Raw genomic sequence first — 23,225 nt, forward strand, 5'->3', positions numbered from 1 at the left:
AAAACTAGTTGCAAAAACGCAATAAATTCTTACAAAAATCGTTTTATTTCGAACAAAAAAATTCAACAATGAAAAAACAAATCTTAGTACTTACTACATTTTTATCTGTTTCTTGCCTTACCTATGCGCAAGAATTGGAATCTACAGAAGAAACACCTGCTGATGAAATATCTGTTTTAGATTATCAAAACAAGAAAAACATAGTAAAATTTAGCTTAACAAGTCTTGTGTTTAAAAACTTTCAGTTTCAATACGAAAGAGTTTTAAATAAAACTTTTTCTGTTGCATTATCTTATGGAACAATCCCTAAAAGCGGAATTCCATTTGGAAAATCTATTAAAGAAATTGCTGGTGATGGCGACTTAACTAAGATTATAGCCGATGGAAAAGTTGGTTACTCTAGTTTTACTCCTGAAGTACGTATTTACACAGGAAAAAAAGGATATGGTAAAGGTTTTTATTTAGCGCCATTTTTTAGAGCTTCTAAATATACCTTTGAAAACATAAACTTTGATTACGATTTAGATAACGGAGATACTGCTACTATAAACACTAGCGGTACTTTAAAGGGTAGTACTTTTGGTCTATTATTAGGCTCACAATTTAATTTAGGACATAATCTTGTTTTAGATTGGTGGATTGCTGGTCCACATATAGGGACTAGTAACGGAGACCTGAGAGGTACAACTTCTAGAGTATTATCTCAGAACGAACAAGATGCTTTATTAGACAGCTTACAAGATACAGATATAACATTTGTAGATGCTGAATACAAAGTAGATGAAAATGGTGCCGAAATATCTTTAGATGGTCCTTGGGCTGGTGTACGTGCTGGTTTAAGTATTGGATATAGATTTTAAAACGCTTTTACATCTAATTTATAAAAAAAGCCATTCTTCTAAGTTTAGAAGAATGGCTTTTTTTATAAATGTACTAAACTCTATTTAAGTACCAATACTAGATCGTCTGAGTTTACAAGAGAACCACCAGATAATTGTATTTTATCTACAATACCTTCTGCAGTGGCTGTTACTGTTGTTTCCATTTTCATTGCTTCAATTACAAACAAAGGCTGATTTTTTTTAACTTCTTGTCCTTTTTTAACTAAGACATTAGATAACAAGCCTTGTAAAGGCGCACCTATTTCTTTAGAATTATTATCATCTGCTTTTATGTTCTGTGCCTTAACAACCTTTATAGAGGTATCTTTTACCATTACATTACGTAGCTGTCCGTTAATTTTAAAGAAGATGCTTACATATCCATTTTCATCTGGTTCACCTTTTAACATTAAAGACACTAAAACGTTTTTACCACGATCTAGTTCTACTATAATTTCTTCGCCCACATCCATACCATAAAAGAAATTCTTTGTTGGTATGTTCATGACATTGCCATACTTAACGTGGTTGTTATATGCGTCTGTAAATACTTTTGGATATAGTTTGTAAGACAAGAAATCTGTTATCTCTAAATCTCTACCCATACCTTTAGCAAATTTTCGTTTAAAAGATTTAAATTCCTTTTCAAAATCTATAGACTCTAAATGTGCATTTGGTCTTTCTGTATATGGCACCTGATCTTTTAAAATCAATTTCTGAAGCTCTTTTGGAAAACCACCAACTGGCTGACCAAGATCTCCTTTAAAGAAACTAATTACAGATTGAGGAAAAGAAATTGTATCTCCCTTTTCTAAAACATCCTTGACAGTTAAATTATTACTTATCATATACTGGGCCATATCACCCACTACTTTAGAACTCGGTGTTACTTTAACTATATCTCCAAACAATTGGTTTACCTCACCGTACATTTTTGTAACCTCAGGGAATTTATCTTCTAATCCTAGTGCAATTGCTTGTCCTTTTAAATTAGAATATTGTCCGCCAGGTATTTCATGCTTATATACTTCTCCAGTTCCAGATTTTAAGCCAGACTCAAAAGTATAGTAATAGTTACGTACCGTTTCCCAATAGTTAGAATATTCTGCTAATTTTTCTGTATCTAATTTATTTTCACGTTCATGAAAACGCAACATCTCTACTACAGAGTTAAAGTTTGGCTGAGATGTTAGACCTGACAATCCGCCAAGGGCAACATCTACAACATCTACACCTGCTTCTATTGCTTTTAAATACATTGCCGCTTGTATAGAAGACGTATCATGCGTGTGTAAATGTATTGGTATATTTATTTCTGATTTTAAGGCTGATATTAGCTCAAACGCAGCATTAGGCTTTAGCAAACCTGCCATATCTTTAACCCCTAAAATATGTGCACCAGCATTTTCTATATCTTTTGCTAGTTGAACATAGTATTTAAGATTGTACTTTGTTTTAGTAGGATCTAAAATGTCTCCTGTATAACAAAGAGAACCCTCTGCTAAACCACCTGTTTTTTTGCGCACATGTTCTATAGTTGGCGCAATAGATTTCATCCAGTTAAGTGAATCAAAAATACGGAAAACATCTACTCCTGTTTCCCAGGATTTTTCAACAAATTTTTCAATTAAATTATCAGGGTACGCAGTATAGCCAACACCATTAGAGCCACGAAGAAGCATTTGCAATAACACGTTTGGCATAGATTTACGTAATAATGCCAAACGTTCCCAAGGGTTTTCTTGTAAAAAACGCAAACAAACATCAAACGTAGCACCACCCCAAACTTCCATACTAAATATTTCTGGAAAGTTTTTAGCATAACCTTCAGACACTTTTAGCATATCTATGGTACGCATACGAGTCGCCAATAAACTTTGGTGCCCATCTCGCATTGTAGTATCTGTAAAATGTACTTTTTTCTCATTTTTTAACCAAGTTGCAAAACCTTCTGGACCTAGATCTGTTAACAAATCTTTTGTTCCTTTAGGAAAAGGACCTCTTTTATCAAAAGAAGGAACTTTTGGTTTAGAAAAAACGTGATTAGGATCTTTCTTTTTTACATCTGGATTACCATTAACAATAGTTTCTCCAAGATATTCTATTAATTTATTAGCACGGTTTCTTGGCTCTACAAATTCGAACAAAGAAGGTTCGTTTTTAATGAAGTTAACCGTAACCTTACCGTCTCTAAATGTTTGGTGTTTTAAAATATTATCTAAGAACGCCATATTGCTTTCTACGCCTCTAATACGGAACTCTGCCAATGCTCTACGCATTTTACGGCAAGACCCATCTAAGGTTCTACTAATTGCAGAAACCTTAACAAGCATAGAATCAAAAAATGGAGAAATACGTACTCCTTGATAAATACTACCAGCATCTAAACGAATACCAAAACCGGAAGCACTTCTATAGGTTGTAACTACACCATAATCTGGTTTAAAATCGTTTGCAGGATCTTCTGTTGTAATTCTACATTGTAAAGCATAGCCCGTAATCTTTACAGATTCTTGATCTTGTATTTTTATTTGCTGATCTGACAGTTTGTAACCACCTGCAATAAATAGTTGTGCTTTTACTAAATCTATATTGGTAATCATTTCTGTTACCGTATGCTCTACTTGTATTCTTGGGTTTACTTCTATAAAGTAAATACTACCATCGTCATCTACCAAAAACTCTACTGTACCTATATTATTATAGTTTACAGCTTTACAAATATCTATAGCGTACTTATACAAACTATCTCTAGTTTCTTGTGGCAAGCCTATAGATGGTGCAAATTCAATTACTTTTTGGTAACGTCTTTGTACAGAACAATCTCTTTCGTACAAATGCACCATATTACCGTGTGTATCTGCAACTATTTGTACTTCTATATGTTTTGGATTTTCTACAAATTTTTCAAGAAAAACGGTATCATCACCAAAAGCATTTAAAGATTCTCTTCTTGCTTCAGGAAAAGCCTTTACTAATTCTTCTTCTGTACGTATAACTCGCATACCGCGACCACCACCACCAGAAGCAGCTTTTAGCATTAAAGGATAACCAATACGTTTAGCTTCATTTATAGCAATACTTACATCTACTAAATCTTTATCACTACTTTGTATAATTGGTATATTATTAGCAACAGCAACTTCTTTAGCTGTTATTTTATCTCCTAAAGATTTTAGCACAGATACTTTAGGACCAACAAAAATAATATCGTTGTCAGCACATTTTTGAGCAAATTCTGCATTCTCAGATAAAAAGCCATAACCAGGATGTATAGCGTCTACACCATTATCTTTTGCTACCTGTATAATAGCATCTATATTTAAATATGGCTTTAAAGGCTCATGATCTTCTCCTATTTGGTAACACTCATCTGCCTTATATCTATGTAAAGAATAACGGTCTTCATAGGTATATATGCCAACGGTCTTAATACCTATTTCTACACATGCTCTAAAAATACGGATTGCAATCTCCCCTCTATTTGCTACTAAAACCTTGTTAATTTTCATTTACTCTATTTTTGTTAGTGTTTACTGCCAAGATGCAATTATTTTATTAAATTAGATGCTAATCATTAATATAAATTAACACAATTACCTCTTTTTATTCTACTTATCAAAGGTACTTCATTTAACCGTTTTTATCAATATTAAAATTTTACAAAACAACCTTATTTCGTATCATATTGTTACTATTTAACCTATATTACATTTATTTAATAAGTAATTTAAGTCTATTACTGAAAATTCATTTTTTAAAACATCAATAAATAAGCTTGACATTGATCTTAAAAATTATTACCTTTTAAGAAAATTATATGATATATGGGAAAAGGAGATAAAAAATCGAAGAGAGGAAAAATCATAAACGGCACGTATGGAGCCAAAAGGAAGCGAAAAATTAAAAGAAAACCTACTTTACAAGAAAAGATTAATCCAGAAAAAAAGAAGTAAAACTAACCATTTTACGCTTTTTATCTAAAAAACCAACCACTTTAACCGATAACAAATAGGTTCTACACCACAAATTTGACTGTGTTTACCACATTACTTTTTAATTAACCTAAAAATAAACCAATTTTGTAATACCAAATTGCAAACATAACCAACCCCCAACACTATGCTTAAAAGTACTTTTGTTATTCTTTCACTTGTAATGACTACAACGTTTACAAACACATCTAATTGTGACAATGCTTACTCTGCAACTTCTTATGCGCTTAACTACGCTAAAAAGTCTTTAAAAGCTGATAATTTTGATCATCAAAAATTTTATGCTAATAAGGCATATACTGCCCTAGAAAAAAGTAATAAGCTTATGAAGCAATGTGATTGCCTTAAAGCTAAAACTACTGTCTTAAGCGGTTTAGAAAATATAGATAAAGCTAGTAAGCCTAAAGATTGGGACTTAGGAAGGCATTATGCTAAACTAGCACTTATAGATGTAGAAAATACAATTACAGCTTTAGATATTTTTACGCAAAATGGCATAAACACAGTTTCTTCTGCTGCCGAACTAAAAGACAACTCTTTATTATTAGAAGCTGTTGAGCTAGAGAAACAACGCGTAAGTCTAGAAGCTGAAATAGAAAAACTACTTAGCAAAAAAAGAGTTTTAGCTATTAGAATTGCTGAAAACATACAGAAACAAAGACAAAACTAATTTACTTAGTCTACAACTAACGTAAGCTCTAAACTATTACTTTCTTCTATAATATTTAACTCGTACGTGTAAAAACCTAGCGGTAAAGGTGTCTCACCTACATAATCTATTGGTTGTAATGTATATGTTTGTTCGTCTGCCTCTATAGAAATGTAAGCATAACCATATGCTGTTTCATATTCTAAATACTCAGAAAAAGCATCAGGTGCTATATTTGTATGTACCGTTTCTGCATCCCCTACCTGTACTGTTGTATAAGTTACACTACTTGTATTTTTTATTCTAATATTTACAGCTTCTAGATTGTCATCTCTATCATCACAACTAAAACAAAAGGTTAACATTAAAAGTACAATAGGTAAAAACAGTTTATTTTTCATAGCACACATATTTAATTGTATACTATAAAAACGATGTTTTACACATATTATTATCTAATAAAAACAGGCATATTGTCTTTTTCTGTATACTCTTGACTATAAGCGTAGCCATCTGTAGTAAACTTTTTAATATCGTCTAAAGTTTCTGCATTAGTATCTATAATATAACGCACCATACAACCTCTAGCCTTTTTAGCGTAAAAACTTATAACCTTTAACTTATCATTTTTCCAATCTTTAAAAACTGGAGTTATAATAGGCGATTTTAAACTCTTTTTATCTACAGCGCCAAAATACTCGTTACTTGCTAGATTTACAAAAAGTTCATTTTCTTTAAGTTCTGAATTTAAATAGGCAGTTAATTGCTTCTTCCAGAATTCGTGTAAATTTTTAGCAGAACCTACCGCTAATTTTGTTCCCATTTCTAAACGATAAGGCATCATTAAATCTAATGGCTTTAACACACCATACAACCCAGAAAGTATTCTAAGTTTATCTTGTAAAACATTTAGCTTGCTTTCTGGTAAAGAATACGCATCTAGCCCTTGGTATACATCTCCATTAAATGCATAAACAGCTGGTCTTGCGTTTTCTGTTGTAAAAGGAATGACAAAATCTTGATTGCGTTGCCAGTTTAATTGTGCTAAATTATCAGAAATACTCATAAGCTCAGAAATAGCTTTGGGAGTTTTCTTTTTAAGAACCTCATTCAACTTTTTTGCTTCAGTTAAAAACTGAGGTTCTGTAAATTTTTTAGTTGGTAATTTAGTATCAAAATCTAATGACTTTGCTGGCGAAATAACAATCTTCATCTTTTCTTTAATTTGATATAAAATTAAGAATCATTTTAATGATTCTACCTATAGTCTAAAAGAGTTTTTTAATACCACTATTGCAAAAACTAATACTATTGAGAATGCTTAGCGTAATGCCTCCACTTATCTATAACACTTGCCATATCTTCTGGTATTTCTGAGTTAAACTGCATTAACTCCTTAGTAACAGGATGTACAAAACCAAGCGTTTTAGCGTGTAATGCTTGTCTAGGTAATATTTTAAAAGCATTTTCTACAAACTGTTTGTATTTTGTAAATGTTGTACCCTTTAAAATACGTTCACCTCCATAGCGCTCATCATTAAATAATGTGTGCCCTATGTATTTCATATGCACTCTAATTTGGTGTGTTCTACCAGTTTCTAATTTACAAGAAACCACAGTAACATATCCTAAACGCTCTATTACTTTATAGTGTGTTACCGCTTCTTTACCCTCGTCTCCTTCAGGAAAAACGTGCATTTGCAACCTATTCTTTGGATGACGTCCTAAATGGCCTTCTATAGTTCCTTCATCATCCTCTACATTACCCCAAACAATAGCAATATATTCTCTTTCAGATGTTTTATCAAAAAACTGCTTAGACAAGAAAGTCATAGCGGCTTCTGTTTTAGCAACTACTAAAAGTCCAGATGTATCTTTATCTATTCTATGTACCAATCCTGGCCTATCACTAGTATTGTTAGGCAATTCGTCCTTACAATGATGTAATAATGCATTTATTAAAGTTCCAGAGTAGTTACCGTGCCCTGGGTGCACAACCATTCCTGGTTCTTTGTTTACTACCAAAAGAACATCGTCCTCGTAAACTATATCTAAAGGTATATCTTCTGGTTGTAATAAAAACTCGTATGGTGGATGCGTAAACATAACACGTATCTCATCACCTGCTTTTACTTTATAGTTTTGCTTAACTACCACATTATTTACCCAAATGTGACCGTCTTTTGCTGCTTTTTGTATTTGACTACGTGTTGCGTTTTCAATAAAATTCATTAAAAACTTATCTATACGTAGCGGCTCTTGGCCTTTAGAAGCTATTACCTTATGGTGCTCATAAAGTTCCTCTTCATTGGCTTGTGGTCCAAATTCTTCACTCATAAAATATGTAGCTTACTGTTGTTATTAGTGGTTACCGTTACCACAAACCAATTCAACCTTAGATGTTTTTGGTAATTTTTCTCCGGCTTTAATTTCTTTTCCCTTGTACTTAATTTTAAGTACCATATCCTCGCCAATATTATCTACATAAGATACTTTTAGCACATCTAAACCAACAGCACGTAACATAGATGTTGCGTTTCTTTTTGTTTTTTGTATTACCTGTGGTACAGATACTTTTTTGTATCCAGAAGGGTTTACTGTAAAATATATTTTTCTGTTCTTTTTTACTTTGTTTCCTGCTGGTGGGTTTTGCTCTATAATAGAAAACCTTGGAAAATTTGGATTGTAATTCGCAGAATCTAAAACCTGAGAACGCAATCCTACTTTATCTATTTCATGTTTCATTTGAGAAACTGCCATTCTAGAAAAATCTGGTACTTCTACAAACTCACCATGATTTGTAGTTGACTTTAACCATTGTAAAACTCCAAAAACCAATAATACCACCACTACTAAGGCAATACCAAGTTGAATAATTAATGTTTTACTTTTTAAAAAGTTGAAAAAATTTCGCATAACTATAATATTATCGCACAAATATATAAAACCCAATGCTTTTTTCTTTAATTTAAAAAAATGATATTTGTTATTACCATTTAAGATCTTTATAAATACCATGAAAAAAAATATTGCCATCATTATGGGAGGCTACTCTAAGGAGTATAAAATATCCCTAAAAAGCGGAAATGTTGTTTACAAACACCTAGATACCAACAAGTTTAACACTTATAGAATTCATATTCTAAAAGATAAATGGGTTTATGTAGATGCCAACGACCAAGAGAGCCCTGTAGATAAAAGCGACTTTTCTATTACAGAAAATAATCAAAAAATAAATTTTGACTGCGTTTTTAATGCAATTCACGGTACACCAGGAGAAGATGGTTACCTGCAAGCCTATTTTAATTTAGTTGGCTTAACCCAAACCGCTTGCGATTTTTACCAAGCTGCTCTTACATTTAACAAGAGAGATTTACTTAGTGTGCTAAAACCTTATGGTATTAAATCTGCAGATTCTTACTACTTAAATAAAGGTGATGCTGTAAACGAAAATGAAATTATAACCAAAGTTGGCTTGCCGTGTTTTGTAAAAGCAAATAAAGCAGGTAGTAGCTTTGGTATTTCTAAGGTTCATAAAAAAGAAGACTTGGCACAAGCCATAGAAAATGCTTATTTGGCTGATGACGAAATTATTATTGAAGCTTTTTTAGATGGTGCAGAAGTATCTGTAGGTGTTATTATGTACAATGGCAAACCTACTGTTTTACCAATTACAGAAATAACTACAGAGAACGACTTTTTTGACTATGAAGCTAAGTACGAGGGCAAATCACAAGAAATTACCCCTGCAAGAATATCTAAAGAACAAGAAGAAAAAGTAAGTGAGATAGCTAAAAGAGTTTATAAAATTCTAAAAATGAAAGGCTATTCTAGAAGCGAATTTATATTTGTAGATAATGAACCTTTTATGTTAGAGATGAATACAACTCCTGGTCTAACAGAAGAAAGTATTTTACCGCAACAAGCAGCTGTAGCAGGTATATCCTTAGCAAACTTGTTTGAAAGTGCTATTACAGAGGCTTTAAGATAATTTAGCTACTTTAGTTATTTACAAAAGTGTATTAAGAAATGTAATACACTATTTTTTATAAAACAAAACACAATTATATGAAACGTGCCATATTTCCCGGTTCTTTTGATCCACTTACTTTAGGCCACACAGATATTATAAATAGAGGTATTACACTTTTTGATGAAGTAATTATTGCCATTGGTATTAATGCTGAAAAAAACTATATGTTTACCCTAGAAGAACGTATGCATTTTATTACTGAAGCTTTTAAAGACGAGCCAAAAGTAAAAGTGATGACCTACAAAGGACTTACTGTAGACTTCTGCAAAGAAGTAGATGCTCACTTTATTTTAAGAGGATTACGTAACCCTGGAGATTTTGAATTCGAAAAGGCTATTGCACACACAAACAGAAAGTTATCAGAAATTGAAACCGTATTTTTACTAACTTCATCTGGCAAATCTTACATTAGTTCTTCTATTGTACGTGATGTTATTAGAAACAATGGTGATTATACTAGCTTGGTGCCAGACACAGTTAGAGTTTCATAAACACAAACCTATTGTATTTTAACTAAAAATAATTACACCAGAATGAAAAAAATTATAGGTCTTTTTAGTCTACTATGTATAATTGCTTGTAGCGAAAAACCAGAAGACAAAGAAAAAGATTTTCAAACTTTTTTTGAAACTAGCAACGGACTAGAAACTCCTACATACACAGAGGTTATTGACTTTTACATTAAGCTTGCTAAAGAGTTTCCGCAAATAAACGTGCTTACTATTGGCGAAACAGATAGCGGTCTGCCACTGCATTTGGTAACCTATAATCCAGATGGTGAATTTAACTTTAACAAGCTAGAAGATAAAACCGTAATTTTAATAAACAACGGTATACACCCTGGAGAAAGTGATGGTATTGATGCTACTATGCTTTTATTTAGAGATTTAGTAGTAAACAAAATTGGAGCGCCAAGAAATACGGTACTAACCACTATTCCTATTTATAATGTTGGCGGTGCATTAAATCGTAATTCTACTTCTAGAACCAACCAAAACGGACCTAAAGAATACGGTTTTAGAGGTAATGCCCAAAACTATGACCTTAATAGAGATTTTATAAAAAACGACACCAAAAATGCAAAAACTTTTGCTGAGATTTTTCATTTAACCAAGCCAGATATTTTTATAGACAATCACGTTAGTAATGGCGCAGATTACCAGTATACGTTAACGCACCTGTTTACACAACACAACAAGTTAGGTGGCGACTTAGGCAACTATTTACATACAGAAATGATGCCTACTCTAGAAACATCATTAGAAGAGATTAACTGGCCAATTACACCTTACGTTAACGTTTTTAATAATGTTCCAGAAAAAGGATTTTCTCAATTTATGGATTACCCTAGATACTCTACTGGCTACACTACTCTCTGGAATACTTTAGGCTTAATGGTAGAAACACATATGCTTAAACCGTATAAAAAACGAGTTATGGGCACATACTATCTAATGCAAAAAATGATAGACATATCTGAAAAAGATGGCGAAAAAATTAAAGAATTAAGAGCTAATGCTTTTATTGCCGATCAAGAAAAAACAACATATCCGCTACAATTTAAAATAGACACTACAAAATCTTCAATATTAAAATTTAAAGGGTTTGAAGCAGACATTATAAAAAGTGAGGTTACTGGTCTAAACAGATTAAAGTATAACAAGTCTAAACCATTTACTAAAGATGTTGACTATAAAAATTATATGATAGCAACTAGCAGTGTAAAAATACCTGCGGCATATGTAATTCCAAAAGGATGGAAAAAAGTGATTCCGTATCTAGAAGCAAATAAAATTAATTATACAGAATTAGAAAAAGACACTATTATTGCTGTAGAATCTTATAGAATAAAAGATTACAAAACTCGTACAAGTGCTTACGAGGGTCACTACCCACATAACAACACTATAGTTAGCGCAAGCAAACAAGATGTACAGTTCTATAAAGGTGATTTTTATGTACCAACAAACCAACGTGGCATTAGATACATACTAGAAACACTAGAACCAGGAGCCATTGATTCTTTTTTTAACTGGAACTTTTTTGACACCATTCTACAACAAAAAGAAGGTTTTTCTCCTTATGTTTTTGAAGACGTAGCTGCGCAACTACTAAAAGATAATTCAGACCTAAAAGCAGAATTTGAGCTTAAAAAGTCTGAAGACGAAAGTTTTGCTAGTAGCTGGTATGCACAGTTAGATTGGCTGCACAAAAAATCTCCTAATTACGAAAAAGCACATTTACAATACCCTATATACAGAGTATTGAAGAGTAATTAAATTACTCTTCAAACAAAATCTTAATATTAGCATAAGAATTTTCTAAGGCCTTGGCAATTTTCCCAGGGCCTTTCCATTTTACTTTCTCTATGCCTTCCTCTTTTTGTCCCGTAAGCTCTCCATCATAAGAAGTAGTCATAGCAAACCAGTGTACCTCTTTTAGCTTGTATTTACCATTACGCTTAAAAATATGGTAGGTAATTTTCAACAAGTTTTCAATTTTTAATCCTTGAACACCTGTCTCCTCCTCTACTTCTCTAATAGCACAATTCTCAATAGTTTCGCCTTTATCTAGTTTTCCTTTAGGCAAATCCCACTTATCATTTCTATAAATAAAAAGTACTTTACCGGCATCGTTTGTTACCACGCCACCGCCAGCAACAACAATAGGAATATTCTTAGCGAACTTCTTTAAAATCTCCTCTTTATTAGGATGATAGATGTATGCCTTTGGCAATTTATTCTTAGACAGGGCTTTTATAGCCTCATTAATTGCCTCCCCATTCAATAAAAAATATTTATTATCTGCGATATCTGACAGTTTATTTGTCAAAATCAAGGGCAATTCATTCACAAAAACTTTATACATTTGCGGTATGGTTTTAAATAAAGACACTGCAAAAAAAACAGCCGAACTTCTATTGCAAATTAATGCAATTAAGTTGAAACCAGAAAATCCTTTTACATGGGCTTCTGGATGGCAATCTCCAATCTATTGTGATAATAGAATTATTCTATCATATCCTATAATTCGCAACTACGTTCGTGAAGAAATGGCTAAACAGGTAGAAGAACTATACGGTAAACCAGATGTTATTGCTGGTGTAGCTACTGGCGCCATTGGTATTGGTATGCTTGTTGCAGAGTATTTAGGGCTTCCGTTTGTATACGTTAGGCCAGAAGCTAAATCGCACGGTAGACAAAATCAAATAGAAGGTCATCTATCTCCTAACCAAAACGTTGTGGTTATAGAAGATTTAATTAGTACAGGAAAAAGCAGTTTAAATGCTGTAAAGGCACTTAAGGAAGCTGGCGCCAACATTAAAGGCATGGTTGCTATTTTTACTTATGGTTTTAATGTAGCTGAAGAAAATTTTAAAAACGAAAATATAGAATTACATACGTTAAGTGACTACCCTAACTTAATACAACAGGCGTCTGATACTAACTATGTTCAAGAAAAACAATTAAACACACTACTGCAATGGAAAAGTAACCCAGCAGTATGGAAACCAGAATAATATGCATATAGAAGCACCCAAAAAAACAGTATCTAAAAGCGATAAAGAGGTTTTTGATTTCTTAATTGATATTAAAAATTTTGAAAAACTAATGCCAGATAACATTAGTAAGTTCGAAGTATTAAGTGAAGATAAATTTCTTTTTGCCCTTAAAGGTATGCCAGAAATTGTTTTAAAACTAAAAGAACAATATCCTAACAATAAAATAATACTAGGAGCTGCTAGCGAAAAATTACCGTTTACATTAACAGCAGACATTAATGGAATTTCTGCAACAGAAACTGAAGTTACATTAAGTTTTGAAGGCGAATTTAACGCTATGATGGCAATGATGATCAAAGGCCCTATCACTAAATTCATAGATACCTTATCAGAAAACCTACAGGTTATTTAATACAACAACTGTATTTCTTTTAAGTTATATTCTTTAAAAATATTATCCTCTAGTAGAACTATTAGTTTTCCGCTAGAGGATACTCCTTTTATAAAGCCCATAAACAACGCTCCTTCATTATTTTTAAATGTTGACGGCTTATTTACCCTAAACATAATTTCTTGGTACAAGGCTCTTAAAGCATCCGGATTCTCCAAAAAATCTTTTGTTACGTATTTTTTTAATTTCTGAATTATAATATTTAAAACTTCATCCAAATTAAAAGTTTCTCCCTTTAATAATTTTAAAGAAGAAACATTTGGCAAATTATTAAACGATAATTGATTTACATTTAGCCCTATTCCTATAATTGAAGATTGTATTTTACTGCCAATCAATATATTTTCAATTAAAATACCACATATTTTAGAATTAGCTGACAGAATGTCGTTTGGCCACTTTACGGCTAAATTAGGTATATTTAGCTGTTGCAGAGCTTCGTACAGAGCTAAAGAAACACACATATTTAACAAAAATTGATCTGCAACCTCCAAACCTTCACCTTTCTTCAATACACTAAAAGTCAAGTTTTTACCTGGCTCAGATAACCAATGCGTACCCATTTGCCCACGTCCTTGCAATTGATTTTCGGTTACAACTACAGTAAAATCGTCTAAGTTACTAGAGACAATTAACTGCTTTAAATACTCGTTTGTAGAGTTGGTGGCATTAAGTTTGATTATGTGCATATGTGGATTATTATAATATTCTGCAATCTTATGTTAAAAACAATAGTTAAAAAAACAAAAAAACAATAACTTTGTATAATCTAAAATTTTTGAATGCAAAAAAATACAACTAGTGCAGACGAACTAATCGCTTTAATTTTACAAGGGATAGATGATGTTAAAGGGCACGATATAAATTTACTTGATCTTAGAGATATAGACAACACTGTATGTGACTATTTTATAGTTTGCAATGGTACGTCTAATACGCATGTTAATGCAATAGTAGGTTCAATACAAAAAACCGTTAGTAAAGCAATACACGATAAACCTTGGCACGTAGAAGGATCAGATAATTCTGAGTGGGTTTTACTTGACTACATAAATGTTGTAGTACACGTTTTCCAAAAACAAATAAGAGATTTCTATGATATAGAAGGACTTTGGGGAGACGCAAAAATTACCGCAATAGAGAGTAGTTATAACCAGTAAAAAAAAAGAATGGCAAAAGATAATAGCACAAAACCTACTAAACCTAAATTCAACTCTTGGTGGATTTACGGTATTTTAGTAGTCTTAATCATAGGATTTCAGTTTTTAAGTAGTGATGGATTATCATCTACTAGTAAAAAAACTACATCAGAACTATTAGAATACATCAAAAATGGAGATGTAAACAAGGTTATTGTAATTACTAATGCTAAGTATGCTAAAGTATACCTTACCAAAGAAGCATTAGAAAAAGAAACGCACAAAACTGTTGCTAAACCAAGTTTTTCTCTAAACCCTACAGAATCCCCTAGTTACATTGTTAACTATGGTGATTTACAGAATTTTGAGAACGAACTTAAGAAAGTAAAAAGTGAAAACAGCTTAGATACCAAAATAGAATATGGTACAGAATCTAACACGTTTGAAAATCTTTTATTTACACTATTACCATTTGTACTAATTATAGGTATTTGGATATTTATGATGCGTAGAATGTCTGGCGGTGGCGCTGGAGGTGGCGGTGGTCAAATATTTAACATTGGCAAATCTAAAGCTAAGTTATTTGACGAAAAAACAGATACACGTACCTCTTTTAAAGATGTTGCTGGTTTAGAAGGAGCAAAAGAAGAAATAGAAGAAATTGTTGAGTTCTTAAAAAACCCAGAAAAATACACCTCTTTAGGTGGTAAAATACCAAAAGGAGCATTATTAGTTGGCCCTCCAGGTACTGGTAAAACATTACTAGCTAAGGCTGTTGCTGGTGAAGCTAAAGTTCCTTTCTTCTCTTTATCTGGTTCTGACTTTGTAGAGATGTTTGTAGGTGTTGGTGCTTCTAGAGTACGTGACTTATTTAAACAAGCTAAAGATAAATCTCCTGCAATTATTTTTATAGATGAAATAGATGCTATTGGTAGAGCTCGTGGAAAAAACAACGCTACAGGATCTAACGATGAAAGAGAAAACACATTAAACCAATTATTAACAGAGATGGATGGTTTTGGCACCAACACCAATGTTATTGTATTGGCTGCAACTAACCGTGCAGATGTTTTAGATAAAGCATTAATGAGAGCTGGTCGTTTTGATAGACAAATTTATGTAGATCTACCAGACATTAGAGAACGTAAAGAAATTTTTGAAGTACATGTTAAGCCAATTAAAACAGCAGAAACATTAGATTTAGATTTCTTAGCTAAACAAACTCCTGGTTTTTCTGGAGCAGATATAGCTAACGTTTGTAATGAAGCTGCTTTAATTGCTGCTCGTAAAGAGAAAAAATCTGTAAACAAACAAGATTTCTTAGATGCTGTTGACAGAATAGTTGGCGGTCTAGAAAAGAAAAATAAAATAATTACGCCTAAAGAAAAGAAAACTATTGCTTATCATGAAGCTGGTCACGCAACCGTAAGTTGGATGCTAGAACACGCTGCACCGTTAGTAAAAGTTACTATTGTACCTAGAGGACAATCTTTAGGAGCTGCTTGGTACTTGCCAGAAGAGCGCCAAATTGTTCATGCAGAACAAATGTTAGACGAAATGTGTGCTACTCTTGGTGGTAGAGCTGCAGAGAAAGTTATTTTTAACAAAATATCTACTGGTGCTTTAAGTGACTTAGAAAAAGTAACTAAGCAAGCAAGAGGTATGGTAACTGTTTATGGCTTAAATGACAAAATAGGTAACTTAACGTATTACGATTCTTCAGGTCAAGATTCTTATGGTTTTTCTAAGCCTTATAGTGAAGAAACAGCCCGTGTAATTGATGAAGAAATCTCTAAATTAATTGAAGAGCAGTACGTAAGAGCCATAGAACTTTTAGACAACAACAAAGACAAGCTTACAGAACTAGCAGAACGTTTGCTAGAAAAAGAAGTTATCTTTAAAGATGATTTAGAGAAGATTTTTGGAAAAAGACCTTTTGCTAAAGACGTTAAAGAAAACGCTGAAGAAGAAGCTAAGAAAGACGCTGCTGCTAATTCTTCTGAGGAAGAATAGTACAATAGATTACAAATTTTAAAGATTTTAATGAGCATATTTGGTAAACTTTTTGGAGGTAATAAAAAAAAGAGTTCTGATGTACCCGCAGAAAACCGCGGAGTGCATATGCCAGAGCTAGACTTACCTATAGACGAAAAGTTTACCATCTATTTTAAAAAGAATGGCGGTAAATTTATCTATTGCGATTCTGAAGATGAAGTTTCATTAGCTCTAAAAAACATAGTAGAAGAAAATAACTGGGAAGACAGTTCTTTTTTTCATTTAGATGATAGATTAGAAAAAAAATTTGCAAGTGAGCATTTAAAATTTTCTAAATCTGCACAAAAAAGTACAGTATTTTTTACAACCTGCGAGCATCTTATTGCTCAAAATGGTTCAATCTTAATTTCTTCTAATCAATTAAAAGAAAGAAAGATGAACGAACTTCCTGATAATTTTATTGTTTATGCCACAACTAGCCAGCTTACACCAAGTTTGGGCGATGGATTAAAAAGCATAAAAAGGAAGTACCAAGGAAGTATACCTGCCAACATTACAACCATAAAACACTTTCAATCTAACATAAAAGAAGAAGATTTTTTATCTTATGGTAGTACATCTAAGAACTTATATCTTATCTTAATGGAAGATTTATAAGTATGAAAGAAATCTTAAAAAGAGGAATAACAGGTATTGTCTACGTACTACTTTTATTATCAGCTGTATTCTTAAACTCAGATGCATTCGATTTTTTATTTATGGCTTTTGGCTTAGCTTGTTTGTTTGAGTATAAACGTATTGTTAAACTAAAAGGCTATTATGTATTTGTAGCATACCTAGCATTATGGTGGGCTTATATTTATCTTATTAAAAGTGATTGGATTATAAACGTGCTACTTGTAGCTACATTACTTATAGACTTCTTTTTACTTTATTTCTTATTTTCTAAAAAAGAAATAACCTTTAAACCCCTTCATAAATTTTTAATCGCACTATTTTTCTTAGGAGGCGGTTGTATTTTCTTAACTATGATACCTTATAGAGGTGGTGGTTTTGAAAAAATATTAATTATGGGGATTTTTATTTTAATCTGGGTAAACGACAGTTTTGCCTACTTAGTTGGTCGTAAATTAGGGCGCACAAAGCTTTTTCCAACTGTATCTCCAAAAAAAACAATAGAAGGCGCTGCAGGAGGTTTAATTTTTGCTTTAATTGCTGCTTATATTATTTCTATATTTGAAACAAACTTAAGTATTATACAATGGTTTATATTAGCCACTGTAATTGTAGTAGCAGGCAATTTAGGTGATTTAATAGAATCTAAATTCAAAAGAAAAGCTAACGTAAAAGATAGCGGAGCAATTTTACCAGGACACGGAGGCATTTGGGACCGTTTAGACAGCCTTGTTTTTGCTGCACCATTTGCATTTTTAACTTTAATTATATTTTCACATGTTTCATAAAGAGGGACAAAAAATTATCATTATTACATTTATATTAGTAACTGCTGCCGTAATAGCTGCCGATTACTTTGTAACCCTTAATTGGCTAAAATTAACTTTACAACTTACTGCTTTAGTATTCTTAATATTGATATTACAGTTTTTTAGAAACCCTAAAAGAAAAGTAGTAAAAAGTTTTGATGACATTCTTGCTCCTGTAGATGGTAAAGTTGTAGTTATTGAAGAAGTTGAAGAACCTGAATATTTTAAAGGAAAACGTAAGCAAATTTCTATTTTTATGTCTCCTATAAATGTACACGTTACAAGATACGCTGCTTCTGGCTCTGTAAAGTACTCTAAATACCATCCAGGTAAATATTTAGTTGCATGGCATCCCAAAGCTAGTACAGAGAACGAACGCACTACAGTTGTTATTAACACTCCTAAATTTGGAGACATTTTATACAGACAAATTGCTGGCGCATTAGCAAAAAGAATTGTAAATTATGCTAAAGTTGGTGATAGTGTTCATCAAGGTGAAGATGCTGGTTTTATAAAATTTGGATCTAGAGTAGATGTTTACTTACCTTTAGATACTGTTGTAACGGTAAAACTTAATCAGAAAGTAACTGGCGCTAAAACTTGTATTGCTACCTTACCTAATAAAGATGACTAATGATAAGCTACATAAAGAGTTTCTAGAATCTGTGGAATATGTAAACAATTACATAAACCCTTTGCCTGCAGACTTACTTTTAAAATTATATGCATACTACCGTATAGCACATAAGAACTTTGACAACCCAGGCAGTACAACACCGCTTATAAATGCCTTTAAAGCAAACGCTTTAATACAAGCCAAAAACCAAAGTACTGACGAGGCTATGCAAAACTATATAGAACTAGTTAACAAGGAAATTAAAAATAAAGACTTAAAATAATACATAAAAAAAGACCGCTTTAAAAGCGGTCTTTTTTATTTTATAATAGTTCAATTATTTTTTGCATAATAACATCGCTATCCCAATCTTTTTCTATATTGGGTAGTTTCATTATTTGCTGCATAATAGCTTCTTGCTTATCTCCTAAAGCTAAAGCCTCTGCATATGGTCTATTACTAAAGGTGACCCTTGAATATACTGGCAACCATTTTTCTGGATAAGCCGCAGCAAATTTCTTCTCAATCTTTTTTTGCAACAAAAATAATGGATCTGCTGTTTTACTACTCATCTCTACAAAATTTCTGTAACTAAGCTCAGCAATAGCATCTGCATTAGGCTTACGTTCTTTTTGATACTCTTCAAAAGCTAGGGTCCAGTTATCAGGATATTTTTCTAACATATTAGTTAGTATAAAAATATCTTCAAAACCAGCATTCATACCTTGTCCATAAAAAGGAACTATTGCGTGCGCAGAATCCCCCACTAAAGCAGCTTTATCCCAATACGTCCAAGGAAAACATTTCATTGTTACCATTGCGCTAGTTGGGTTTTTAAAGAAATCACCAATAAGATTATCTAAATCTGGCATAACATTAGGAAAATGCGTAGAAAAGAACTCCCTAGCCTGCTCCTTGGTATTTATACTTTCAAACGACGTATCTCCTTCAAAAGGCATAAAAAGCGTACAAGTAAAGCTACCATCTATGTTTGGCATTGCTATAAGCATAAACTTACCACGTGGCCATATATGAAAAGAGTGTTTATCTAACTTATGCGTACCATCTTCATTAGGGAGAATAGACAACTCTTTGTAACCTACTTTTATAAATTTTTGCGAATAATCAAATCCGCTACGTCTTTGCATTTTATGACGAACTCTAGAAAAAGCACCATCACATCCAAAAACACAGTCAAATTTATACTCTTCCCAGACTCCTTTTTCAGATTCGCCTGTAAATATTTTTGCTTCTGGTAAATCTACATCCCACACTTTCTCAGAAAAACGAAACTCTGTTCCTTCGGCTTCTGCCAAATCTATCATCTTTCTATTTAAAAGTCCTCTAGAGGTAGACCAAATAGCTTCTTCTTCTTTACCATATTTCTGAAAATACAAAGGCACACCATCTACGTGCATTGCTCTTTGATATAATGGTATTGCTATTTTTTTAATTTCGTCTTCTAAACCTACCTGCTTTAATGCGTTCCACCCCCTATTACTCATTGCTAAGTTTATAGAGCGTCCGGAAAACTCTACGGTACGTATATCTGGTCTTCTATCAAAAACAGTAACCTTATGCCCTTCTTTTCTTAAGTAAATGGCCAATAAAGAACCTACTAATCCGGAGCCAACTATGGCAATGTCTTTTGGAGATTGTGACATATTTTATGTGTGTAAAGAGATTAAGCAAAATGTAAAAATTACACGAATAAGAGATCTAAACATAGTCTATTACCCGTATATATAACACATCCGCGTTATGCGTCTACATATAAAAAAGTCCTTCACAATTTTTATTTTTATGAAGGACTTTTTCTTTTAACAAATCTTATTCTAATATTCCGTCTACTATTCCGTAGGCTACAGATTCCTCTGCATTCATCCAGTAATCTCTATCAAAATCTTTCATTACTTTTTCAAAATCTTGACCACAATTATCTGCTAAGATTTGTGCGCTTAATTCTCTGGTTTTTATAATTTCTTCGGCTTGTATCTGTATATTAGACGCCTGACCTCTTGCTCCACCACTTGGTTGATGAATCATTACCTGAGCGTGTGGCTGTATAAAACGTCTTCCTTTAGCACCTACAGATAATAATATAGACCCCATAGAAGCCGCTAAACCAGAACAAACTGTAGAAACAGGACTTTTTAAAGACTTAATAGTATCATAAATAGCAAAACCTGAAGTTACATAACCTCCCGGGCTGTTTATAACAAACTGAATTTCTTCACTTCCTTGTAAATCTAAATACAACAAACGATCTATAACGTGCTTTGCAGAGTCATCATCTACCATACCCCATAAAAACACTTTTCTTTCATTCAACAACTTTTCATCAATTGCTTCTTGAACTTTACCTTTTTTTGAACTCATTGCCTATTTTATTTACATCAAAAATAATCAATTTATTTATAAAGTACACAGCTACATTTCATCAATCTAAAAAACATACTACAAAACACAGTATCTTTGTTAAAAATTAAACTTTATGCGTAAAATATTCACTTTTATCCTTGCCACTACCCTTATTGTTTCTTGTAAAGAAACTAAAAAAGAAGATACTGTAACACCTACAGAAACACAAGAACCAACAAAAAAAGAGCTTACTATATTAGACAGTGTAGCTAATGCTCACGGTTTTGAAAACTGGAAAAACATCACACAATTGCAATTTACTTTTAATGTAGACAGAGACAGCAACCATTTTGATCGTACTTGGAACTGGCGTACAAAAAGTAATGATGTTTTAGCAATGACAGCTAAAGATACTATTGCTTACAATAGAAAATCTATGGATTCTATTGCTAAAAAAACAAATGCAGGGTTTATAAATGATAAATTTTGGTTGATAGCCCCTTTTAATCTTGTTTGGGATAAAGACAATTTTACATTTACTACAGCCAAAAACACTGAAGCTCCTATTAGTAAAAAGCCAATGCAAAAACTAACTATTGTATATGGCAATGAAGGTGGTTATACTCCTGGAGATGCGTACGATTTTTACTTTGATGACGATTACCTAATTAAAGAATGGGTATACAGAAAAGAAAATGCTGCAGAACCATCTATGAGTACCACTTGGGAAAACTATACAGAACAAAACGGATTAAAAATTGCCTTAGACCATAAGAATGCCGAAGGCAATTTTAAATTATATTTTACAGATGTAAAAAGTATTAGCAAGTAATGATTATTGCTTTTGCAAAATACCCTCTTTTAAAATTTGTCCAAAGCGGTACATATCTTCAAAAGAACAGTAAAATGGTGCAGGAGCTAAACGTATTACGTTTGGCTCTCTCCAATCTGTTATTACTCCGTTTTTCATTAAGTAGTTAAACAACTCTTTTCCTAGACCGTGTAATAACACAGATAATTGTGTACCTCTTTCTTTAGGTGTAATAACCTCAAAACTGGCTGTTTTTACTTCTTTATCTATTTCTTGTAACACAAACTCTAAATAGCTTACAATTACATCTCTTTTCTTAATTAAAGCTGGCATACCCACCTCTGCAAACATTTCTAAAGATGCTAAATATGGGGCCATTGCCAATACTGGCGGGTTGCTTACTTGCCAAGAATCTGCCGTGTAACTAGATTCAAATTCTGGTTTCATTAAAAAACGAGTTTCTTTTTTAGAACCCCACCAACCTTCTAGTCTAGGAATAGTATCGTCTGCTAGATGCTGTTCGTTTACATATACACCAGATGCATTTCCTGGTCCACTATTTATATATTTATAACTACACCATGATGCAAAATCTGCATTCCATTCATTTAATTTAAGTTCTATATTACCTGCTGCGTGTGCTAAATCCCAACCAACAAAAGCACCAACATCTTGCCCTGCTTTGGTTATCGTTTTCATATCAAAAACCTGACCGTTGTAATAGTTTACTCCACCAATTAAAACAAGTGCAAGCTCATCTCCTACTTCATTAATTTTTGCAACAACATCTTCTGTACGCCAAAAATGCTCTCCGTCTCTTTTTTTAACCTCAACAATGGTGTCTTTAGGATCATACCCGTGAAATTTAACCTGACTAGTTAACATATATTGGTCTGATGGAAATGCCTTTTCTTCACAAATAATTTTAAACCGCTTTGTTGTTGGTCTATAAAAAGAAGCCATTAAAAAATGTAAGTTTACGGTTAACGTATTCATTACACATACTTCTTTTGTTTTTGCCCCCAACAATGTTCCCATTGGTGGCGCTAAACGCTCGTGATAATCCCACCACGATTTTTCTGCATAAAAATGCCCCTCTACACCTAACTGCGCCCAATCTTGCATTACATCGCCTACAAACTTCTGTGCTGTCTTTGGCTGTAAACCTAAAGAGTTTCCTGTAAAATAAATGGCATCCTTACCATTAATTTTAGGAAAATAAAACTGATCCCTATATCCTTTTAAAGCATCATTAGCATCTAACTCTTTAGCAAACTCTAAGGTATTTTTAAACTGCATCTATTTAAT

The 23,225-nt window shown here is 32.6% G+C and carries 25 protein-coding genes; 15 read left to right on the plus strand and 10 right to left on the minus strand.

The window, feature by feature from the left end; genetic code table 11:
- The first annotated feature begins 68 nt into the window (after nt 1–68).
- Complete coding sequence (locus BT107_RS16585) at nt 69–860, plus strand: hypothetical protein (protein ID WP_072304961.1); 792 nt, start codon at nt 69–71, stop codon at nt 858–860.
- Between the two features lie 80 nt (nt 861–940).
- Here BT107_RS16585 and BT107_RS16590 read toward each other — a convergent pair whose 3' ends face one another.
- Nucleotides 941–4,393: a pyruvate carboxylase gene (locus tag BT107_RS16590; protein ID WP_072304962.1), complete on the minus strand. Its 3,453-nt coding sequence runs from the start codon at nt 4,391–4,393 to the stop codon at nt 941–943.
- Between the two features lie 315 nt (nt 4,394–4,708).
- Here BT107_RS16590 and BT107_RS16595 point away from each other — a divergent pair, with 315 nt between their 5' ends.
- On the plus strand, nt 4,709–4,837 hold the full coding sequence (locus BT107_RS16595; RefSeq protein ID WP_072304963.1) for a 30S ribosomal protein THX: 129 nt from the start codon (nt 4,709–4,711) through the stop codon (nt 4,835–4,837).
- A gap of 166 nt (nt 4,838–5,003) precedes the next feature.
- Nucleotides 5,004–5,546 (plus strand): hypothetical protein, encoded by a 543-nt coding sequence (locus tag BT107_RS16600; protein ID WP_139254341.1) that lies wholly within the window; start codon nt 5,004–5,006, stop codon nt 5,544–5,546.
- Nucleotides 5,547–5,551: 5 nt separating this feature from the next.
- Here BT107_RS16600 and BT107_RS16605 read toward each other — a convergent pair whose 3' ends face one another.
- From BT107_RS16605 to BT107_RS16620, 4 genes are all read right to left on the minus strand, one after another.
- Nucleotides 5,552–5,926 (minus strand): hypothetical protein, encoded by a 375-nt coding sequence (locus tag BT107_RS16605; RefSeq protein WP_072304965.1) that lies wholly within the window; start codon nt 5,924–5,926, stop codon nt 5,552–5,554.
- 50 nt (nt 5,927–5,976) lie between these two features.
- Entirely contained in the window at nt 5,977–6,738 is a 762-nt protein-coding gene (gene yaaA, locus BT107_RS16610) for a peroxide stress protein YaaA (protein WP_072304966.1), read from the minus strand.
- Between the two features lie 95 nt (nt 6,739–6,833).
- Nucleotides 6,834–7,862 carry an RluA family pseudouridine synthase gene (locus BT107_RS16615; RefSeq protein WP_072304967.1) on the minus strand — a complete coding sequence of 343 codons (1,029 nt, stop codon included), beginning with the start codon at nt 7,860–7,862 and terminating at the stop codon, nt 6,834–6,836.
- 24 nt (nt 7,863–7,886) lie between these two features.
- Entirely contained in the window at nt 7,887–8,441 is a 555-nt protein-coding gene (locus BT107_RS16620; protein ID WP_072304999.1) for a PASTA domain-containing protein, read from the minus strand.
- 100 nt (nt 8,442–8,541) lie between these two features.
- Between BT107_RS16620 and BT107_RS16625 the strand changes: the two genes are divergently transcribed.
- The 3 genes from BT107_RS16625 (at nt 8,542) to BT107_RS16635 (ending at nt 11,837) form a co-directional block, all read left to right on the plus strand.
- On the plus strand, nt 8,542–9,516 hold the full coding sequence (locus tag BT107_RS16625) for a D-alanine--D-alanine ligase (protein WP_072304968.1): 975 nt from the start codon (nt 8,542–8,544) through the stop codon (nt 9,514–9,516).
- A gap of 77 nt (nt 9,517–9,593) precedes the next feature.
- Nucleotides 9,594–10,049: a pantetheine-phosphate adenylyltransferase gene (gene coaD, locus BT107_RS16630; RefSeq protein WP_072304969.1), complete on the plus strand. Its 456-nt coding sequence runs from the start codon at nt 9,594–9,596 to the stop codon at nt 10,047–10,049.
- A 42-nt stretch (nt 10,050–10,091) separates the two neighbouring features.
- Nucleotides 10,092–11,837, plus strand: coding sequence for a M14 family metallopeptidase (locus BT107_RS16635; RefSeq protein ID WP_072304970.1), 1,746 nt, complete (start codon nt 10,092–10,094; stop codon nt 11,835–11,837).
- Between the two features lies 1 nt (nt 11,838).
- On the opposite strand, the gene BT107_RS16640 is transcribed toward BT107_RS16635, so the two are convergent.
- A complete protein-coding gene (locus tag BT107_RS16640; RefSeq protein ID WP_072304971.1) occupies nt 11,839–12,426 on the minus strand; it encodes an NUDIX hydrolase in 588 nt (195 codons plus the stop codon).
- 7 nt (nt 12,427–12,433) lie between these two features.
- Between BT107_RS16640 and pyrE the strand changes: the two genes are divergently transcribed.
- Nucleotides 12,434–13,078, plus strand: coding sequence for an orotate phosphoribosyltransferase (pyrE, locus tag BT107_RS16645; protein ID WP_072304972.1), 645 nt, complete (start codon nt 12,434–12,436; stop codon nt 13,076–13,078).
- A 1-nt stretch (nt 13,079) separates the two neighbouring features.
- The gene (locus BT107_RS16650; RefSeq protein WP_072304973.1) at nt 13,080–13,472 is read left to right on the plus strand and encodes an orotate phosphoribosyltransferase; all 393 of its coding nucleotides are present in this window, start codon (nt 13,080–13,082) and stop codon (nt 13,470–13,472) included.
- Here the strand turns inward: BT107_RS16650 and BT107_RS16655 are convergent.
- Entirely contained in the window at nt 13,469–14,200 is a 732-nt protein-coding gene (locus BT107_RS16655) for a biotin--[acetyl-CoA-carboxylase] ligase (RefSeq protein ID WP_072304974.1), read from the minus strand. The genes BT107_RS16650 and BT107_RS16655 overlap by 4 nt on opposite strands.
- A gap of 93 nt (nt 14,201–14,293) precedes the next feature.
- On the opposite strand from BT107_RS16655, the gene rsfS reads away from it, so the two are divergent.
- From rsfS to BT107_RS16685, 6 genes are read left to right on the plus strand one after another with little or no spacing between them, the layout of a single operon-like run.
- On the plus strand, nt 14,294–14,671 hold the full coding sequence (gene rsfS / locus BT107_RS16660; protein WP_072304975.1) for a ribosome silencing factor: 378 nt from the start codon (nt 14,294–14,296) through the stop codon (nt 14,669–14,671).
- Nucleotides 14,672–14,680: 9 nt separating this feature from the next.
- Complete coding sequence (gene ftsH, locus BT107_RS16665; protein WP_072304976.1) at nt 14,681–16,663, plus strand: ATP-dependent zinc metalloprotease FtsH; 1,983 nt, start codon at nt 14,681–14,683, stop codon at nt 16,661–16,663.
- Nucleotides 16,664–16,693: 30 nt separating this feature from the next.
- Entirely contained in the window at nt 16,694–17,302 is a 609-nt protein-coding gene (locus BT107_RS16670; protein WP_072304977.1) for an LUD domain-containing protein, read from the plus strand.
- Between the two features lie 2 nt (nt 17,303–17,304).
- The gene (locus tag BT107_RS16675) at nt 17,305–18,108 is read left to right on the plus strand and encodes a phosphatidate cytidylyltransferase (protein ID WP_072304978.1); all 804 of its coding nucleotides are present in this window, start codon (nt 17,305–17,307) and stop codon (nt 18,106–18,108) included.
- Nucleotides 18,098–18,763: a phosphatidylserine decarboxylase family protein gene (locus BT107_RS16680; protein WP_072304979.1), complete on the plus strand. Its 666-nt coding sequence runs from the start codon at nt 18,098–18,100 to the stop codon at nt 18,761–18,763. The genes BT107_RS16675 and BT107_RS16680 overlap by 11 nt, the downstream gene beginning before the upstream one ends.
- The gene (locus tag BT107_RS16685) at nt 18,756–19,028 is read left to right on the plus strand and encodes an acyl-CoA-binding protein (RefSeq protein WP_072304980.1); all 273 of its coding nucleotides are present in this window, start codon (nt 18,756–18,758) and stop codon (nt 19,026–19,028) included. The genes BT107_RS16680 and BT107_RS16685 overlap by 8 nt, the downstream gene beginning before the upstream one ends.
- Nucleotides 19,029–19,068: 40 nt before the next feature.
- Here BT107_RS16685 and BT107_RS16690 read toward each other — a convergent pair whose 3' ends face one another.
- Together BT107_RS16690 and BT107_RS16695 are read right to left on the minus strand one after the other, a co-directional pair.
- Nucleotides 19,069–20,409, minus strand: coding sequence for an FAD-dependent oxidoreductase (locus tag BT107_RS16690; protein ID WP_072304981.1), 1,341 nt, complete (start codon nt 20,407–20,409; stop codon nt 19,069–19,071).
- A gap of 166 nt (nt 20,410–20,575) precedes the next feature.
- Nucleotides 20,576–21,124, minus strand: a complete 549-nt coding sequence (locus BT107_RS16695; RefSeq protein WP_072304982.1) for a ClpP family protease — start codon at nt 21,122–21,124, stop codon at nt 20,576–20,578.
- A 115-nt stretch (nt 21,125–21,239) separates the two neighbouring features.
- Between BT107_RS16695 and BT107_RS16700 the strand changes: the two genes are divergently transcribed.
- Nucleotides 21,240–21,938, plus strand: coding sequence for a hypothetical protein (locus BT107_RS16700; RefSeq protein WP_072304983.1), 699 nt, complete (start codon nt 21,240–21,242; stop codon nt 21,936–21,938).
- A gap of 3 nt (nt 21,939–21,941) precedes the next feature.
- Here BT107_RS16700 and kynU read toward each other — a convergent pair whose 3' ends face one another.
- On the minus strand, nt 21,942–23,216 hold the full coding sequence (gene kynU / locus BT107_RS16705) for a kynureninase (protein ID WP_072304984.1): 1,275 nt from the start codon (nt 23,214–23,216) through the stop codon (nt 21,942–21,944).
- Between the last annotated feature and the right edge of the window lie 9 nt (nt 23,217–23,225).

It is taken from the genome of Cellulophaga fucicola, assembly GCF_900119145.1.
Taxonomy (GTDB): Bacteria; Bacteroidota; Bacteroidia; order Flavobacteriales; family Flavobacteriaceae; genus Cellulophaga; species Cellulophaga fucicola.